Below are 16910 nucleotides of genomic sequence, written 5' to 3'. Positions count from 1 at the left end.
TGATACTTGCTGCTTCTTCATGTTGCTGGAGTCCTAGGCCGCCAGCAACAACTGTATTAGTCTCGCTTAGTTTCCTTAGTTTCGCCCTCTGTTTTTGCTTTAGGCTCATCGGTGGATGGAGAAGTCAGGTTCTCAACGCGTTCACGCAGGCGATCCGCGGCTTCTTTAGTTTGGGACTCCAAACGTTCTGAGAGGGCCTTCAGCTCCGTTGAGGCAACGGCGGCGCCCTCCCGTAGTTGTCCAACTAGATCCTGGCTGGGAAAGTCGAGTTTTTCGCCTGCTTCTTCAAGGTATTCGCGAACTTTGCGACGCATGACCTTGCCGATTTGCGAGCGGGGTAGCTCGCTCATTACTACGATGCGACGGGGGAGCGCGTAGTGCGCTAGTGATTTTTCTGCCCATTTGCGCACGTCGTCGAGCGTGACGGTGGCGCCGGCTTCAAGAATGAGCGCGGCAACTACTTCCTCGCCGCGTTGAGCTTCTGGCAATCCCACAACGGCAACGTCATCAACGCCTGGCATTCCCCGCACCGCATCTTCTACTTGGGATGGGAATACGTTGAAGCCGCCGGAAATAATGAGTTCTTTTTTGCGATCGGACATGACAATGAAGCCGTCTTCAACGCGGACCAGGTCCCCGGTGCGTAGCCAACCGTTATGGAAAGCAGTTTCGGTTTCTTCTGGGTTGTTCCAATAGCCTTTGAACACTTGCGGTCCGCGGATGAGCAGCTCGCCAATTTCGCCTTCAGCAACGTCGACGTCGAGATTGTCTTGGTCTGCGATTCGCACCTGCGTCGAGGGGAAAGGCAGGCCGAGCGTGCCGGGACGACGCGCTGAAGAGAGTGGGGAGCCTACGGCTACGGGTGATGATTCGGTCATACCGTAGCCTTCAATCATGTAGCCACCGGTGGCCTGCTCCCACTGCGCTGCAAGTTCCTTCGATAAGGGCATGGCTCCAGAGAGCGTGAATTGGATGGAGGTTAGGTCAGCATTAGTTTGTTCTGCTTTGGCAAGAAGCCTTGAAAACATGGGTGCAACGCCAACGAAGAACGTACAAGGAAGGCGCTTTTGGGCGTCTAAAACCATGTCCACGTCAAATTTGGGAAAAAGTGCAAGGGTCGCGCCGAGTAGTATTCCCGAGCACATCGCAATGGTGAATCCGTAGGCGTGGAATAGGGGGAGAATAACGTAGAAAACTTCGGAGCCGTCGTGTAGAGGGGTGACCCAGGCTCGTGATTGCATCATGTTGGAAACGATCGAGCGCTCCGTGAGCATTGAGGCTTTCGGTACGCCCGTTGTGCCTCCTGTGTGCATGAGGACAGCGACGTCGTCGATCTGAGCTGCAGGAGCTGAACGGAGCGGAACAACATTGTTAACAGTAGCGTCGAAATCTTTGGTCCAGCTTGGGGTTTTAGCACTCATTTGCGCTTTCTTACGCTTGGCGGCGGCGATCGGCATGTTGATTAGCATGCGCGGCCCAAAAGGCAGTGCTTTGGTTAGGTTGACGGTAAATACGTGGTGGGGAGCAACACTTTCTATGTCGATTGACTTGAGAGAGTTTTCCCAAATCACCAACACGTCGCAACCGGCGTCGCGAAGTTGGCTAGATAGCTCCGCTTTGGGGGCAAGCGGGTTGGTCTCCACAACGATCGCGCCAATGGTGAGGGCGCCAAATACTGCTATGACATGCTGCGGGCAGTTTGGAAGGGTGATGCCTACACGGTCGTTGCGCCTCACCCCGCTACGGGTGAATACCCGTGCGGCCTGGCGCACTTTACGAGCCAATTGAGCATAGGTCATTGTGGCGCCGAGGAAGTCGAGGGCAATCCGGTTCGGGTATCGCTCGGCCGTGGCAAACAATACCTCGGGCAAAGTTTGGGTCGCTTCGGGTACGGTGTAGGCGACGCCTGCCGGATACCGTTTACGTAGCTGTTCAGTCAGATTCATTATTGCTCAACTTCCTTGCCAACACTGTCTCTACTTACGTTACCGTAACTTTGGGTTGAGCTTGAGATGAAACGAGCAAAAGAACAGCGGAGCGGGAGAATAATCCCGCCCCACTGGTTTGTCTTCTAAGCGTTTGCCGCAGGGGCTACATCTTGCGTTGGTCTACGCAACACGCGCATGCGGATCGTGTCGTCCATTTCATCGATAGACCGAACAGCTTCGATTGGAAGTTCGGAAGAAATGTCGGTAATCGCGTAACCGATGCCTGCGTTGGTGCCAAGAATCTGACCGTTGATGTTTGCGCCGTGCTCGGCAAATGTTTGGTTCACCAGGGCAAGCACGCCCGGCGTATTGCGGTGAATGAGTGCAACACGGTAGCGGGAGGACTGCGATGGAGACAGGACGAGGTTCGGCATGTTTACCGACATGTCGGTGGATGCAGACCTCACGTAGTCCACGATCTTGTTGGCAACAAAGCGGCCAATGTCTAGCTGTGCCTCTTCTGTAGATCCGCCTACGTGCGGCGTGAGGATAACGTTATCCATGCCTACAAGCGGGCTTGAGAATGGGTCACCGTTCTTTTTGGGCTCAGCCGGGAAGACATCCACTGCGGCTCCGGCAAGATGGCCGCTTTCCAGGGCCTCTACAAGGTCGTCAATATCGGATACGAATCCGCGCGACAGGTTGATGAACAGGGATCCTGGCTTCATCATGTCGAATTCGCGTTTGCCAAGCATAGCGGTGTTTTGCGGCGAACCATCCACGTGCAGCGAGACGATATCGGCTTCGCGAAGCACCGCTTCCATAGTCGCCATAGGTTGGGCGTTGCCAAGGGCAAGCCTTTCTGCGATGTCGTAGAAAATGACTTTCATGCCCAGAGCCTCAGCAAGTACCGAAAGCTGCGTGCCGATGTTTCCGTAGCCAATAATGCCGAGCGTGCGGCCGCGAATCTCGTGGGATCCCGTGGCTGACTTATCCCAAACTCCCTTGTGAAGCAGAGAGTTGCGAACGGTTAGTCGGCGCGTGAGGGCAATGATTTCCGCGATGGCTAGTTCAACTACTGACCGCGTGTTTGAATAGGGCGCGTTGAAAATGGTGACGCCCTGTGCAGACGCTTGCTTGACATCTATTTGGTTAGTGCCGATGCAAAATGCGCCGATTGTGCACAGCTGCGGGTTTGCTTTCAGCACCTTTTCAGTGACGTTGGTTTTGGAACGGATGCCCAGGATTTCGAAGTCTTTGAGTGCGGATGCGAGTTCGTCCTCATCCATGGCTCCGGTGTGGAAAACAGCTTCAATGTCGTGGGCCGCAAGAATTTCTTTGGCCACCGCATGGGGGTTTTCAAGTAGAAGTGCGCGTCTCATGTTCCTATCTTGACACTTTAAGAAACCGGTTGACAGAAAGTGCCGAAAGATGGACGTTATACGAGTGCATTTGGAAGTGGCAAGGATGAGACTGCGTGCAACCGGTAGGTTGGGCGCGTGAGGGCCACATAGATGTCTCCGAGGGAATCAGCGATGATCTCGTTTGGTTCCCACAGGATCACGGTGTCGAACTCCAGGCCTTTGGACTCAACCGGGGTGATTAGGCAGATGCGCTCATCCAGGCTCGAACCCCATCCACAGGCTTCGCGCAGATGGCGAATACTGGTAGGGGAGGCAATGACTGCAATCCGACCGTTTCCTGCGCCTACCCGTTTGCTAAGCATCGCGTCCTCGGCCTTGACAACGGCTTGGAGTTCTTGGACGCTACCACCGGTCGTTGTTTTCGCGTACGCGTCAACCACGTCTCTTGCAGCCACGAGGGGATAGTGCGCAGGCGTGCCAAGCTCATCCATTAACGCATTGGCGCGGTCGAGGATTGCGGCCGGAGTGCGGTAAGACACCGTGAGGATCTCTTCGCCCTGGTATGCACGCATGGCGGGGCCAAGGACGTCGCTCCAAGACTTTGCGCGGTCGATGGAGGATCGCTGGTCGAGGTCTCCGGTCACGGTAAAAGAACGTGAAGGACAGCGACGCAGGAGTGAGTTCCACGCTAGCGGGCTTAACTCTTGGGCTTCATCGACGATCACGTGGCCATAGGCCCACGTGCGGTCACGTAGGGCGCGTTGGCTGAGCGTAAGGTCGGAGCCTTCGCCGGCTGCACGTTCGGCAAGCATGGAGGCAGACACCATCCCGTGGCCAAGTCCCATGGCGGCGATGGCTTCACCGGCCGCATCGATTTCTCGCTTGCGTGCCTGTTCGCGGGCGTTCGCGCTCGCGGAGGCTGACGGTAGTGCTCCAAGCAATTCTTCTAGCTCGTCGAGGATGGGAATGTCGCTTTCGGTTAGCGCTGATCCTCGAAGGCGACGAATCGTAGCTCGCTCACTTTCGGTCAGCTCCGGTGCCATTTGTTCAAGGAATGTTTCGTTCGCGTACAGCTTTTCTAACACTTGAAGGGCGGAGACGGGGAGCCAGGCAAGGTTGATTGCGCGGCGCGCTTCCTTGGATCCGCGAATGTAGTCGTGATACCACGAGAGGTGCTCGCTCGCACCCACCTGCTCGTTCATCTGGCGGGCAAGATCATCCATCAGTTCGAGTGCAAAGCCCTCCCACGCCTCGTTGTGCGGTTTACCTGATCGGCGGGCAGATGCACGGGCGGCTTTAACAGTTTCGGATCGCAGGGTCACGCGGTAGGAAGCAATGCTAAGCGGAGTGTCGTTGGGGACGCGCTCGAAGCTGCGCACCGCGCGTTTTGCGATGTCCACCCACGCCATGCGTCCCTTGATCTCACGCGCTTGGGAGGAATCTTGGGCGATCGCGGAATAACCGGGCAGGAGACGTCCGATAGTGGTGGACACAACGCCATTTTCACCAAGAGAGGGCAGTACCTGGTCTATGTAGCGCAAGAAAATGTTGGAGGGGCCTACGATGAGCACGCCGGAGCTTTCTAGACGGGCGCGCTCAGCGTAGAGCAGGTAGGCGGCGCGGTGTAGTGCGACGGCGGTTTTGCCCGTGCCCGGGCCGCCTTGGATCACGAGCAGGCCGTCTGATCCTCGCCTAATGATGGCGTCTTGCTCGGCCTGAATGGTGGATACAATGTCGGACATTTGTCCATCTCGCGCTTCAGATAGCGCTTGCATGAGGGCGCCTTCGCCTTGAAAAACTAGCTTGCCATCGGGTTTGGAATCTGTGTTTAACAGTTCATCTTCAACGCCTATCACGGCGCGGCCACGGGTGCGGATGTGGCGGCGCCGTACCACGCCCTGCGGGTTAGCGCCGGTGGCTTGATAGAAGGGACGCGAGGCTGGGGCACGCCAGTCGATAAGAATTTGGTCCCCGCCCTGGTCACGTAGCCCGATGCGTCCAATGTAGTGAGTGGAATCATCGGTGTTGTCGATGCGTCCAAAAACGAGTCCGTCTACGATGGATTCGAGGCGGCTGGCTTCGTCTCCCCAGTGCGCGGCAAATGCGTCGCGTTCGGTAAGGGCTTGTGGCGTGTTACGCCATTTTGAGGCTTCTGCAGTGCGCTGGTGTTCGCGGTAGCGTTTGCGCAGTTCGTCGAGAACTTCGTAGGCGGTGTCTACGAAGTCTTGTTCTTTGCGAAGTTCCTCGTTCAAGGCATCAGATTGCAACGCGATGTCCTTACCTGGTGCTGATTTGGGCGTTAGATAATTATCACTCAATTTGGAGCTATTTTCGACTTAATTCCCTCTGTTGAGGCGTGGGCTTCGTCATTTACGCGTTTAGCTAAACTTGTGTGTCAGTTATCGGGGAATATTCGCGGGCCAAACGCGTTAGTAGTTTGTGGAAACGATTTTTGGTGGCAGTTGCTAGGCTTAGGTCTAGGGTCGTCAAGAAGGAAGGAGGGCAATGTTGGGTAATAGGGATTTTGAGTTGCTGAATTTTGAGCCGGATGTGAATTTCCATGCTCCGATTTTGCTCAGCCACCTTGTTGGCTCAACGGATGCTGGGGATGCCGGCGGTCTGGTGGTTTCTCAGATGCTTGCGTCTTTGCCGGTTACGCGCGTTGCTACGTTTGATGCGGACAGCTTGCTGGATTACCGCTCTACCCGTCCGACGGTGACTATAGACAATTGGCATGTTAGCGCTGTCGACGTGCCCCAGATCGCCATTGACCTTGTGCAAGATGACAAGGGAACGCCCATTTTGCTGCTGCACGGGCCGGAGCCTGACACGAAGTGGCAGGCGTTTGCGGGTGAGGTCGCAGAGTTTGCGCGCGAGGCCGGGGTGGAGATTTTGGTTTCGCTAACAGGCATGCCGGCGGCGGTGCCACACACCCGCCCAACTATGGTGCACCTGCAGTCTACGGATGCTGATTTGGTTGGAGGACAGCCAAAGCTTGCGGGCGGACCGATGCAGTTCCGGTCGTCGATAAACACGTTCTTGCAGCATTCTTTGTCTCAAGAGGGGATCGAGGGCGTGTCGTTCCTCGCAGCTGTGCCTTACTACATGGCGAACATGGAGTACCCGCAGGCTTCCCTTGCTTTGCTTGAACGCATGTCGTCAGTGTTTGGTCTCACGCTGCCTACCGGCAATATTGAAGCTAGTACCCAGGTCGTGAATGACCAGCTCGCTAATCTCGTAGTAGAAAGCGAGGAAGTAGTTGGCTTGGTAGGTCAGCTAGAGCAACAATATGACGAGGAGATTGACGACTCGGTGAAGAAGATCGGCAGTTTCCCTACGCCGTCTGACTTTGTGTTTGGCTCTGGCGAGTCGGTCACGGATTCTGACCAGGTTGTAGATGCAGATGCATTGGCGGCCACTATCGAACAGTTTTTGGCGCGCACCGAGAATATTGATGCGCCCGTGCAGGTAGAGGAAGATACGTCGGCTCCAAAGCCGCGGCATCGCGCCCCGAAACCGTGGGAGAAAGAAGCGTAGTTCTCGCGGCCTGTAGCCTGCGTGCGAAACGCGATGTTTATTTTGATAGTTGCGGTAGGGCTGGGCCCTACCGCAACTTTAGTATTGGCGCGTTGCGGGCCCAGTGCGCGCTGTCTTTCTTGCTGAAGAAACGCGGGGTGAGGGGGAGGCGGCGGATGAGGCGCTGTAGTTCGCTCCACTTCAAGGCGACGTCCTCGTCCGGATCCGCGGGTTTGTAGGCAACGATGACCACGTTTCCACGCCTGCCTCCGGTGAAGATGCGCCCTTCGGTGATGGTAGAGACGTGGCTGAAAACTGCGAGCGCTGCGGAAAGGTCGTTGCGCGCATCATCTCCACCGCCCCCGTGCACGCAGTTGACAAGAAGGAGTCCGCCGGGCCGAAGTACCTCGTGGGCTTTTTGGTAGAACTCAAGCGTGCGTAAAGGCGTGGGGGTTTGCGCGCCGGTGAAAACGTCGCGCACGAGGACGTCGAAGCGTTCGGGGCGCATGGTTTGAACTTCTTGGAAGGCTTCACCCTCGCGAATTTTGAGGTGCGGGGCGCGCGGAAGGTCAAAAAGCTCACGCATAGCGGTAGAGAGCTGCCCGTTTAGTTCCACCACGGTTTGTTTTGATCCGGGTCGCAGGTGATGCCATGCGAGTGGAAGGGCGCATGCGGCGCCTCCCAGATGGAGGGCTTCGAGAGGGCGGCCGGGCATAAATGCGTCGATGGCCGCGGTCATTTGCTGCATGTATTCGAACTCAAGCAGTGTTGGATCGAGTAGGTTGATAGAAGAAGATTCGTAGGTGTCCAGGTAGACGGTTGCGAGTTGTTGGTCGACAACGATTTCAACTTCGGTTCCGCCAGCCTCGAAAGTTAGTCCATTCTTGAGAGTGAGCTTTTCGGCCTCATGGTTTTGGACGCCGCGTTTTTTCGCCATGCTGTAGACGTTACAACATTTTGAGGGAGGGCCATGTCGAAGGCGCCACGTTCCGCCGCTGCGAAGCGGGACTGGGGTAGTGATGATACTGGTTGCAATATTTTGCACGTTGACATGGATTCCTTTTTCGCACTGGTGGAGGTATTGGAAGATCCCGCCTTGCGGGGCAAGCCACTCATTGTCGGAGGTCGGGGTAATCGAGGCGTCGTTACCTCCGCAACGTATGATGTGCGAGCTCTTGGGGTACATGCGGGAATGCCGATGGCGCAGGCGCGTCGCCGGGCTCCCGGGGCGGTTGTGGTGCCCGGCCGCAGGGAAGTGTATTCGCAGTATTCGGCTCGGGTTATGAAGATTTTGCGTTCCGTCACTCCGGCTGTGGAGCAGATTAGTATTGACGAGGCGTTTCTTGATGTCTCCGGGTCGGTTCGCCGGTTAGGAAGACCAACAATGATCGCGGAGCTGATTCGCGAGCGCGTTCGAGGCGAGATCGGTCTGGTAGCTTCCGTAGGTATTTCCAATATCAAGTCGGTTGCAAAAATTGCGTCGAGTCATGCTAAGCCCGATGGTGTTTTGCTCATTCCGCAAGATCGAACGGTTGACTTCTTGCACGAGCTACCAGTTGGCGCCCTGTGGGGTGTGGGAGGGCGAACTCAGCAGGTGCTTTCCCTAAACGGCATAGACACGGTGGCTGACCTTGCGAATTATTCCCTCACGCGTTTGGATAAGCTTCTCGGCGTAGCTTCATCGAGGCGGCTACATGACCTCGCGTGGGGGATCGACCCGCGCAAGGTGCACGTGCACCGCCCAGAAAAGTCGATAGGTACAGAAACCACCTTTGGGGAAGATATTTCAGATCCTGAGATCTTAGAGCAGGTTCTCCTCGAACAATCTCACGACAATGCGAGGCGTTTGCGCGCAGCCAAAATGGTTGCGCGGACTGTGGCTATCAAGGTGCGCGCAGCTGACTTTCACACGGCCACGAGGTCACAAACTTTATCGAGTCCAACAGATGTAGGCATGGACATAGCGAGGGCGGCGCGCAATCTGTTTCGCGCATATGGAGTACCAAATGGAGGTGTGCGCCTGATCGGAGTGCGTACCGAAAACCTGCAGGAGAGGGCGCAGGGAGTCGCGGTCACACTAGACGATGATGGCAAGGCCAGAACAGCGGAGCGAACCATGGATGCGGTTAAGGAGAAGTTTGGAATCGATGCGTTGCGCCCCGCCACTTTGATTGAAAAACGACCTCGCGGAGATGATACTGGCGGCACTAAAACCGAACCGTGAATAATCGTTGCCCGCAACTTCAGTTAGTAAATGCCGCGGTCACACTTTAGTATTGGACTAGACAATCAGAGCTGATCGTTTTAGCGATGACACGGAGGTGAAAAATGGCACTTTCAGACCAGGAACGTCAGATCCTCGAGCAAATGGAACGCGAGCTTCGCATCCAAGATCCAGATCTCGCATCGACCATGTCTTCGCAGTCAGCGCCTAAGGCTATTCGAGTACGTAAAACGTATTCTCCTCGCCGAGTTGCTACGGGCATAGTTTTAGCCATGGTTGGATTGATCCTTCCGTTGGTAGGCATCTCGGTTGGTCCCACGTGGCTAGCCGTTTTGCTTGGCGTAGTTGGCTTTACCCTGATGCTTTTCGGCGTACTCATGATCGCGATTCCCACTGAAGCAGGTGGCGCATCACCGGGCGAAGCAGTGAAGTCAAAATCCAATTTTATGGATCGCCAGCAAGAAAAGTGGGATCAGCGCAAAAAGTAGCCGGGCCTATCTGATAGGACGATCCACATAGCAGCGGCTGGACCCTCATAGGTGGCCCGCATATCAAGACATAAAAGTGGTGGAGAGCATTTCGCTCTCCACCACTTTTACGCTCACGCCTTCTTCTTGATCACATAGCCCTTAGGCACCACGGTGATACCAGACTCTGTAACTGTTAGGCCGCGCTCGCGGTCATAGTCCAGGTCGACGCCCACTTCGGCTCCATCTTCGACGATCACGTTCTTATCCAAGATGGCTTTCGAAACGATAGCGTTGCGGCCGATGCGACATCCATCCATCACCACGGAGTCCAGGATTCTGGCCCAAGAGTGTACGTATACGCCGGGGGAGAGAATTGAGTGAATAATCTCGCCACCGGAGATGATTACGCCCGGGGAAATGAACGAGTCGAGGGCGTGTCCGAGGCGGCTTGTTTCGGAATACACAAACTTGGCCGGGGGAAGGTGTCCCTGGATTTGCGTCAGGGTTGGCCACTCGAGGTTGTAGAGGTTGAATATCGGGTGAACCGAAATCAGATCCATGTTCGCGTCATAGAACGCGTCGAGAGTACCAACGTCTCGCCAGTAGTCACAGTCACGTTCAGTGGATCCGGGAACCACGTTGTCGATGAAGTCATAAACGCCGCAACCGCCGTTCTTCACGAACCAGGGGACGAGGTCACCGCCCATATCATGGTTGGAGTCGGGGTTCTGCGCATCCTCGCGCAAGGCTTTCACCAGCGCTTCGGTGGTGAACACGTAGTTGCCCATGGAGGCCAGGAAACTGTTCGGGTCATCCGGTAGGCCCTCGGTAGTCTCAGGCTTTTCCAAGAACTCGGTTACGCGACCATTTTCGGATTTGATTACGCCGAAAGAGGGGGAGAGCTCGAGCGGCTGGCGAATACCTGCAACGGTGCACGGAAGGCCAGACGCAATATGGTGATCCACCATCTGCGAGAAGTCCATGCGGTAAATGTTGTCCGCACCAACGATTACCACATAGTCGGGGCGTTCATCCTCGATGGTGTTGAGGGACTGGTAGATGGCGTCAGCCGATCCCTGGTACCAGTGCTCGCCACGTCGCTGTTGGGCGGGGACGGGTGCCACGTAGTTGCCAAGAAGAGTGGACATGCGCCACGTTTTGGTTATGTGACGGTCCAAGGAGTGAGACTTGTACTGAGTTAGAACCACGATCCGCAAGTAACCGGAGTTCACAATATTTGACAGTGCGAAGTCAATGAGGCGGAAATGTCCGCCAAAAGGTACGGCCGGCTTTGCGCGGTCGTCGGTGAGGGGGCGAAGTCTGCTGCCTGCGCCGCCAGCAAGAACAATTGCAAGTACGTGTTTAGCCATGTCTTAAGGGTATCCGTGACGAACCGCTCTCGTCAGCACATTCGCTTCGATATTGTGGGGATAGCGAATATTGTTCACTCGTTTCGTTAAATCTAAGGGATGGTTAATATGCGCGTTGATTTGCTTACCCGCGAGTATCCGCCAAATATTTACGGTGGTGCTGGTGTGCACGTGAATGAGCTAGCTCGAGTGCTAAGGCCGATGGTGGATTTGCGTGTCCACACGTTTGACGGCCCGCGCACTCCCGGCGAGCCTGGTGGTGAGGATGGCGTTACCGGTTACAGCTACCTTCCTGAGTTAGAGGGCGCGAACAGCGCGCTTCGAACGTTTGGCGTAGACCTGCAAATGGCCAGCGGTGTGGAGGGTACTGATCTGGTGCATTCGCATACGTGGTATGCCAATCTTGGCGGTCACCTCGGCAAACTCTTGCACGAAGTCCCGCACGTGATCTCAGCGCACTCGCTTGAGCCGCTCCGTCCGTGGAAAGCAGAGCAACTTGGCGGTGGATACAACCTGTCGTCCTGGGCAGAAAAGACCGCGTATGAGGCTGCCGATGGCATCATTGCTGTTTCGAACGGTATGCGAGCAGATATTTTGAGGTCTTACCCGAACATTGATCCCGATCGCGTGCACGTAATTCACAACGGTATTGATTTGGACGAGTGGGCAAAACCGAAGACGGATGAAGAAAAGGAGGCGGCTCGCCAGACGCTTGAGCGCCTGGGCATTGATCCGTCAATTCCTACCGTGGTATTCGTGGGCCGTATTACGAGGCAGAAGGGTCTTCCGCACCTGCTTCGTGCACTACGCGACATTCCTAAGGATGCACAGATTGTGCTTTGCGCTGGAGCGCCTGACACTCCGGAACTTATGGATGAGGTCACCGGTTTGGTAGATGAACTACGGGCAGAGCGCGATCGAGTATTCTTCATTACGGATATGCTCCCGCGTGCTGAACTCGTAGCGATTCTCGATGCCGCAACAGTTTTTGTGACTCCCTCGATTTATGAGCCGCTTGGCATTGTGAACCTGGAGGCCATGGCTGTGAACCTCCCCGTGGTGGGTACCGCTACCGGAGGCATTCCAGACGTGATTGTTGATGGTGAGACGGGATACCTCGTGCCAATAGAGCAAAAGCAGGACGGTACGGGAACCCCGCTCAATCCGAAGCAATTCCACGCTGATCTGGCTGAGCGGCTAACGAAGCTATTGGAAAACCCGGAGCTGGCCGCAAAAATGGGGCAGGCCGGTAGGCGCAGGGCAGAGGAACAGTTCGCCTGGACAACCATCGGTGAGCGCACCGTTGAGTTGTACAAGAAGATTTTGCAAGGCTAGCTTCTAAGCCCTTTTGCCCGGACCGAACGCTGTATCGGTCCGGGCAATCTCGTGCCGCGCGCAGAACCGTTGCAAGGTAAGATTTATTACATGGAACACGTTGTAGATTTGCATAATGTCGAAGTGCGTCGCGATAACAATCCGATTTTGAAAGATGTCACGTGGACGGTTAATGCCGGTGAAAACTGGGTGATTTTAGGCCCTAACGGCGCTGGCAAAACGACGCTTGTGAATCTACTTACCGGTCGGGTATTCCCTTCCATTTCGCCAGATTCGGAGCACACTGCGAAGGTGCTTGACTACCGGCTTGGCGGCGTGGATCTGAAGGATCTTCGTACGATCGTGGGGATGGCAAGCTCGGGGGAAGAACACCTTGTGGGTAGCAAGCTCGCAGTTATAGACCTGTTGCTTTCCGCGCTTTACGGCAAGATTTTCCGTGGTCGAGAAGAGTACGAGGAACAGGATCTGAGCCGCGCTTCGGATCTGCTTCACATCATGGGAGTGGGCTATCTGGCAGAGAGGCGCTTTAGTACTCTTTCCGAGGGGGAGCGCCAGCGCGTATTGATTTGCCGTGCGTTGATGGCAGATCCGGAGGTTCTTATTCTTGACGAGCCAACGGCGGGCTTAGATCTTGGCGCTCGTGAATTGCTGATGATGGCGTTGGAGGAGATCGGTAAAGATAAGAATGCTCCCGCCATGATCTTGGTAACCCATCACGTTGAAGAGATTCCGCGGTGCTTCACCCACGCAGCGCTAATGAACGCAGGTTCGATTGTTGCGGCTGGGCCGATTGAAGAGGTCCTTGTTGATGACGTTGTGTCCTCGGCGTTCGGATTGCCGCTAAAAGTCTCTTCTACTGATGGTCGGTGGAGTGCTAGGGCAGATTACTAGATAGCTAAGGATTGCATATGACCCTTGCTTGGTGGCTTGTTATCGCGCTTGGTCTTGGCGTGGTCGAAGTTCTAACCGTCGATTTTATTTTCATAAATCTTGCGTTTGCAGCTGTTGCTGCGGGCTTGATTTCCTACGCCGGTTTTGATCTGGTGGTGCAGCTGGTCGCGTTTAGCGTGGTGGCCGTCCTACTCCTACTGTTGGTGCGGCCGTGGGCCAAGTCGTTCATGGAACGTCACACTCCAAATATTCAAACCAATGTTCGCGCTCTGGTGGGACAAACCGCTACAGTGCTGGAGCCTGTTGATCAGCACGATGGCAGGATCCGCCTGGACGGTGAAATCTGGTCGGCGCGCACGAATGTTGGGGAGATTCCCGTTGGTACGAGCGTCATCGTCACTGAGATCGATGGGGCTACTGCCGTTGTAGATTTGAAATCCTGATCTTTTAGGAGGCACCCATGCCTTATGCAGCTATAGTTTTGCTACTGCTGGTGGTCGTGATTGTCGTGCGGGCAATCCGCGTTGTCCCGCAGTCGCGCGCACTTGTAGTTGAGCGCCTCGGTCGTTTCCACACGGAAATGTACGCAGGTTTGCATCTCATTGTTCCGTTCATCGATCGTGTCGCCTCGCAGGTTGATTTGCGCGAGCAGGTAACCTCGTTTCCGCCGCAGCCGGTGATCACAGCGGATAACGTGGTTGTTTCGATTGACTCTGTCATCTATTACCAGGTGACCGATCCGCGTAGTGCAACGTATGAGATTGCGAACTATATTTCAGCAATCGAACAGCTCACGGTTACAACGCTTCGTAACGTGATTGGATCGCTGGACCTCGAACAGACGCTAACTTCCCGCGATGACATTAACTCGCGCTTGCGCGGTGTGTTGGATGAGGCCACCGGTAAGTGGGGTATTCGAGTTAATCGCGTTGAACTGAAAGCGATTGATCCGCCACCCTCGATTCAGCAGGCAATGGAGCAGCAGCTTCGCGCGGAGCGTGATAAGCGTGCCGCTATTTTGACTGCGGAGGGTGTACGCCAGTCGCAGATTTTGAAAGCCGAGGGTGAAAAGCAGTCTGAGATCCTTCGTGCGGAGGGTTTCGCGCAGGCTCGAGTGCTTGAAGCTGAGGGTGAGGCCCGCGCCATCCAGCAGGTGTTTGAAGCTATTCACCGCGGTGATGCTGATCCGAAGTTGCTCGCATACAAGTATTTGGAGATGCTTCCAGAGCTTTCGAAGGGCGAGGGCTCGAAGGTGTGGGTTGTGCCCACCGAGCTGACTGCAGCGCTCAGCGCAATCTCTACTGGTTTCACTGGTAAAGAAAGCTAGTTTTCAGAAGAAGGTTATCTCTAGGAGGATAATTGCGTCTCGTTTTGGTTCGTCATGGCCAGACTCCTTCCAATATTTCGCATGCTCTAGATACCGCGATGCCCGGTGCTGATCTCGATGAGGTGGGCGCGGCACAAGCTGAGGAGCTGGCGGATAATTTTGAGCAACTCGTGGGGTCAAAACCGTCGGTGATTTACGTTTCGCCGCTGAACCGGACTTTGCAAACAGCAGCTCCGCTGGCAAAAAAGTACGGGCTGACACCGTTGGTACGTGAGGGTATCCGAGAGGTGATTGCTGGCGACATCGAGATGTCTACAAAGGGCGAAGATATTCGCACCTATTTGAGTGCGGTACTCGCGTGGATCGATGGAGACCTTGACTGGCAAATGCCAGGCGGCGAGGACGGCTGGCAGACGCGGGCGCGCTTCGGTTCGGTAATCACCGAGGCGCTGAGCTTGGCTCGTGAGGAGTTCGGGCCCGAGGCAACAGTGGTTTTAGTAGCTCACGGGGCTATTATTCGCGTGATCTCTGCAACGCTGTCGGGGGACTATAACCGCGAGCTGGTGGCCCGCTATCCTATGGAAAACGCTGCAACCACCGTGTTGGAATGGAAGGGCACGGACCAAAACTGGATGCAAGATAGAGCCTCATGGCAGGCAGTGACCTGGTCGGATAGGCCGTTGGATTCCTATGAGTTGACCGGTGGCCCGGTGGTCCCAAAGGAATCAGGGTTGCGATCTAACTAAACAACAAAACCCGGTGGCGCGTAGAAAAGCCACCGGGTTTTGTTGTATCAGATCGAGGATCTTAGAGGACTTTGCCAAAGAACTCTTGCGCCCTGGGGTGCTGCGGGTTTTCGATGATGGTGCGAGCATCGCCTTCTTCGACGATCTTGCCGTCATCCATGAACACGAGGTGGTCCGCCACCTCTTTGGCGAAGCCAATTTCGTGGGTGACAACCACCATCGTCATGCCGTCTTTTGCGAGGTCTTTCATAACTTCCAAAACTTCGCCCACAAGTTCGGGGTCGAGGGCGGAAGTGGGCTCATCGAACAGCATGAGCTCAGGTTTCATTGCCAGAGCGCGAGCAATGGCTACGCGTTGTTGTTGTCCTCCGGAGAGCTCGGCAGGGTAGTGGTCCGTCCGGTCGGCCAGCCCAACGCGCGTAAGGAGCTCCAAAGCTTCAGCTTTTGCCTGCTCTTTTGGTACGCGCTGAACTTGCACGGGGCCTTCCATGACGTTTTCGAGGGCCGTCATGTGCGGGAACAGGTTGAAGCGTTGGAAAACCATGCCAATGCGTGAGCGTTGCGCGGTCACCTGCTTGTCGCGTAGCTCGTGGAGCTCGATTTTGCCGCGGCGCTCAACCTCGCGCATGCCCATGAGTTCGCCTTCGAGGTAGACGCGGCCAGCGGAGATCTTCTCCAGCCCATTGATACAGCGAAGAAGAGTCGATTTACCGGACCCGGAGGGGCCGAGAAGCACACACACTTCGCCTTTGTCCACGGTCATGTCGACACCTTTGAGCACGTGGAGGTCGCCAAAAAACTTGTGTACGTCTTTGATCTCAATCATTGCTGTCATGGTGTCACGTCCATAAATGGGTTGTTCTGCGTGGTTTGTGCACTGCCAATGAGATCTTGCTTGGTTGGCTTCCTTTTTGCATTCTTGCCCGCTTGCTCGTCGAAGCCCCTACCGAAGTAGCGCTCCAGATACATCTGTCCGATCATGAGGACGGAGGTGATGAACAGGTACCAGATGGCGGCTGCTACGAGCAGTGGAACGGGGGCGAACAGCTGGATGCCCTTGTCACGCGCTGCCCAGGTAAGTTCGAGCGTGAACGGGATAGCCGCCACCAAAGAGGTGGTTTTCAGCATGGAGATCGTCTCATTGCCAATCGGCGGAATGATTACCCGCATGGTTTGGGGCAAAATGATGCGGCGCAGAATTTGGCCGCGTTTCATGCCGAGCGCGGTAGCTGCCTCCCACTGTCCTTTGTCCACAGCATTAAGACCGGAGCGGATGATTTCTGCCAGGTAAGCGCCCTCGTTTAGGGACAGGCCTACAATCGCCATCCAGAACGCGGTAAACACGGTTGCGGTTTCGAAAGAAACAAACTCCGGGCCAAAAGGAATACCAAGTGATAGGCGCGGGTAGAGCGTGGGAAGTAGCGACCAGAAGATCAGCTGCGTGTAGATCGGGGTGCCACGGAAGAACCAGATGTAGAACCACGCGACGTAACGCAGGATGGGGTTTGGTGATTGGCGCATGATTGCCATGGTGATCGCCAGAATGGTGCCAACCGTCATGGAAATAATGGTGAGGATCAGCGTGTAGAACACGCCCGTCATGATCGTGTTAGAAAAGAGCCATTGTCCAACAACGGGCCACTGGAAGTTAGGATTTGTAACCAGGGAGTTGATCGCCATTGCGGCGAGGATGGCTACTACTGCTGCGGATAGCCAGCGCCCCGGCCGGGGTACCGGCC

General features: G+C 55.5%; 15 protein-coding genes. 8 read left to right on the top strand and 7 right to left on the bottom strand.

The features are described from left to right. Positions 1-56 precede the first annotated feature (56 nt). From HMPREF1628_RS03575 to HMPREF1628_RS03565, 3 genes are all read right to left on the bottom strand, one after another. Positions 57-1946 (bottom strand): AMP-binding protein, encoded by a 1890-nt coding sequence (locus HMPREF1628_RS03575; RefSeq protein WP_034507973.1) that lies wholly within the window; start codon positions 1944-1946, stop codon positions 57-59. Positions 1947-2071: 125 nt separating this feature from the next. Then, positions 2072-3310: a phosphoglycerate dehydrogenase gene (gene serA, locus HMPREF1628_RS03570; RefSeq protein ID WP_034507971.1), complete on the bottom strand. Its 1239-nt coding sequence runs from the start codon at positions 3308-3310 to the stop codon at positions 2072-2074. A gap of 56 nt (positions 3311-3366) precedes the next feature. Further along, on the bottom strand, positions 3367-5559 hold the full coding sequence (locus HMPREF1628_RS03565; RefSeq protein WP_052038851.1) for a HelD family protein: 2193 nt from the start codon (positions 5557-5559) through the stop codon (positions 3367-3369). Positions 5560-5797: 238 nt separating this feature from the next. On the opposite strand from HMPREF1628_RS03565, the gene HMPREF1628_RS03560 reads away from it, so the two are divergent. Then, complete coding sequence (locus HMPREF1628_RS03560; protein WP_052038839.1) at positions 5798-6829, top strand: PAC2 family protein; 1032 nt, start codon at positions 5798-5800, stop codon at positions 6827-6829. A gap of 67 nt (positions 6830-6896) precedes the next feature. Here HMPREF1628_RS03560 and HMPREF1628_RS03555 read toward each other — a convergent pair whose 3' ends face one another. Further along, entirely contained in the window at positions 6897-7745 is an 849-nt protein-coding gene (locus HMPREF1628_RS03555; RefSeq protein WP_052038838.1) for a spermidine synthase, read from the bottom strand. Between the two features lie 33 nt (positions 7746-7778). Between HMPREF1628_RS03555 and dinB the strand changes: the two genes are divergently transcribed. After that, entirely contained in the window at positions 7779-9032 is a 1254-nt protein-coding gene (dinB, locus tag HMPREF1628_RS03550) for a DNA polymerase IV (protein ID WP_034507969.1), read from the top strand. 104 nt (positions 9033-9136) lie between these two features. Further along, positions 9137-9520: a DUF3040 domain-containing protein gene (locus HMPREF1628_RS03545; protein WP_034507967.1), complete on the top strand. Its 384-nt coding sequence runs from the start codon at positions 9137-9139 to the stop codon at positions 9518-9520. A gap of 113 nt (positions 9521-9633) precedes the next feature. On the opposite strand, the gene glgC is transcribed toward HMPREF1628_RS03545, so the two are convergent. Continuing rightward, a complete protein-coding gene (gene glgC / locus HMPREF1628_RS03540; protein WP_034507965.1) occupies positions 9634-10872 on the bottom strand; it encodes a glucose-1-phosphate adenylyltransferase in 1239 nt (412 codons plus the stop codon). A 108-nt stretch (positions 10873-10980) separates the two neighbouring features. Between glgC and glgA the strand changes: the two genes are divergently transcribed. The 5 genes from glgA to HMPREF1628_RS03515 all read left to right on the top strand — a co-directional run bounded on the left by glgA (position 10981) and on the right by HMPREF1628_RS03515 (position 15171). Beyond that, complete coding sequence (gene glgA, locus HMPREF1628_RS03535; protein WP_034508167.1) at positions 10981-12207, top strand: glycogen synthase; 1227 nt, start codon at positions 10981-10983, stop codon at positions 12205-12207. A gap of 90 nt (positions 12208-12297) precedes the next feature. Beyond that, the gene (locus HMPREF1628_RS03530; RefSeq protein WP_034508164.1) at positions 12298-13098 is read left to right on the top strand and encodes an ABC transporter ATP-binding protein; all 801 of its coding nucleotides are present in this window, start codon (positions 12298-12300) and stop codon (positions 13096-13098) included. A 17-nt stretch (positions 13099-13115) separates the two neighbouring features. Next, positions 13116-13541: an NfeD family protein gene (locus tag HMPREF1628_RS03525; protein WP_034507963.1), complete on the top strand. Its 426-nt coding sequence runs from the start codon at positions 13116-13118 to the stop codon at positions 13539-13541. 17 nt (positions 13542-13558) lie between these two features. Then, the gene (locus HMPREF1628_RS03520) at positions 13559-14425 is read left to right on the top strand and encodes an SPFH domain-containing protein (protein WP_034507961.1); all 867 of its coding nucleotides are present in this window, start codon (positions 13559-13561) and stop codon (positions 14423-14425) included. A gap of 32 nt (positions 14426-14457) precedes the next feature. Next, complete coding sequence (locus tag HMPREF1628_RS03515) at positions 14458-15171, top strand: histidine phosphatase family protein (protein ID WP_052038837.1); 714 nt, start codon at positions 14458-14460, stop codon at positions 15169-15171. A gap of 61 nt (positions 15172-15232) precedes the next feature. On the opposite strand, the gene HMPREF1628_RS03510 is transcribed toward HMPREF1628_RS03515, so the two are convergent. Together HMPREF1628_RS03510 and HMPREF1628_RS03505 are read right to left on the bottom strand one after the other, a co-directional pair. Beyond that, positions 15233-16006, bottom strand: a complete 774-nt coding sequence (locus tag HMPREF1628_RS03510; protein WP_034507959.1) for an amino acid ABC transporter ATP-binding protein — start codon at positions 16004-16006, stop codon at positions 15233-15235. Further along, positions 16003-16910 (bottom strand): amino acid ABC transporter permease (locus tag HMPREF1628_RS03505; RefSeq protein ID WP_034507957.1); only part of this gene is annotated, 908 nt, incomplete at its 5' end. The genes HMPREF1628_RS03505 and HMPREF1628_RS03510, both read right to left, overlap by 4 nt.

Origin of the sequence: Actinomyces sp. S4-C9 (assembly GCF_000758775.1) — a bacterium.
Taxonomy (GTDB): Bacteria; Actinomycetota; Actinomycetes; order Actinomycetales; family Actinomycetaceae; genus Gleimia; species Gleimia europaea.
Note: the sequence above shows the minus strand (reverse complement) of the source record. Positions and strands in the feature narration are given on the sequence as shown.

Bases quoted from the DNA above. Each gene is read 5' to 3' on its own strand.
- HMPREF1628_RS03575 (WP_034507973.1), bottom strand. From the start codon at position 1,946: ATGAATCTGACTGAACAGCTACGTAAACGGTATCCGGCAGGCGTCGCC.
- serA (WP_034507971.1), bottom strand. From the start codon at position 3,310: ATGAGACGCGCACTTCTACTTGAAAACCCCCATGCGGTGGCCAAAGAA.
- HMPREF1628_RS03560 (WP_052038839.1), top strand. From the start codon at position 5,798: ATGTTGGGTAATAGGGATTTTGAGTTGCTGAATTTTGAGCCGGATGTG.
- HMPREF1628_RS03555 (WP_052038838.1), bottom strand. From the start codon at position 7,745: ATGGCGAAAAAACGCGGCGTCCAAAACCATGAGGCCGAAAAGCTCACT.
- dinB (WP_034507969.1), top strand. From the start codon at position 7,779: ATGTCGAAGGCGCCACGTTCCGCCGCTGCGAAGCGGGACTGGGGTAGT.
- HMPREF1628_RS03545 (WP_034507967.1), top strand. From the start codon at position 9,137: ATGGCACTTTCAGACCAGGAACGTCAGATCCTCGAGCAAATGGAACGC.
- glgC (WP_034507965.1), bottom strand. From the start codon at position 10,872: ATGGCTAAACACGTACTTGCAATTGTTCTTGCTGGCGGCGCAGGCAGC.
- glgA (WP_034508167.1), top strand. From the start codon at position 10,981: ATGCGCGTTGATTTGCTTACCCGCGAGTATCCGCCAAATATTTACGGT.
- HMPREF1628_RS03530 (WP_034508164.1), top strand. From the start codon at position 12,298: ATGGAACACGTTGTAGATTTGCATAATGTCGAAGTGCGTCGCGATAAC.
- HMPREF1628_RS03525 (WP_034507963.1), top strand. From the start codon at position 13,116: ATGACCCTTGCTTGGTGGCTTGTTATCGCGCTTGGTCTTGGCGTGGTC.
- HMPREF1628_RS03520 (WP_034507961.1), top strand. From the start codon at position 13,559: ATGCCTTATGCAGCTATAGTTTTGCTACTGCTGGTGGTCGTGATTGTC.
- HMPREF1628_RS03510 (WP_034507959.1), bottom strand. From the start codon at position 16,006: ATGACAGCAATGATTGAGATCAAAGACGTACACAAGTTTTTTGGCGAC.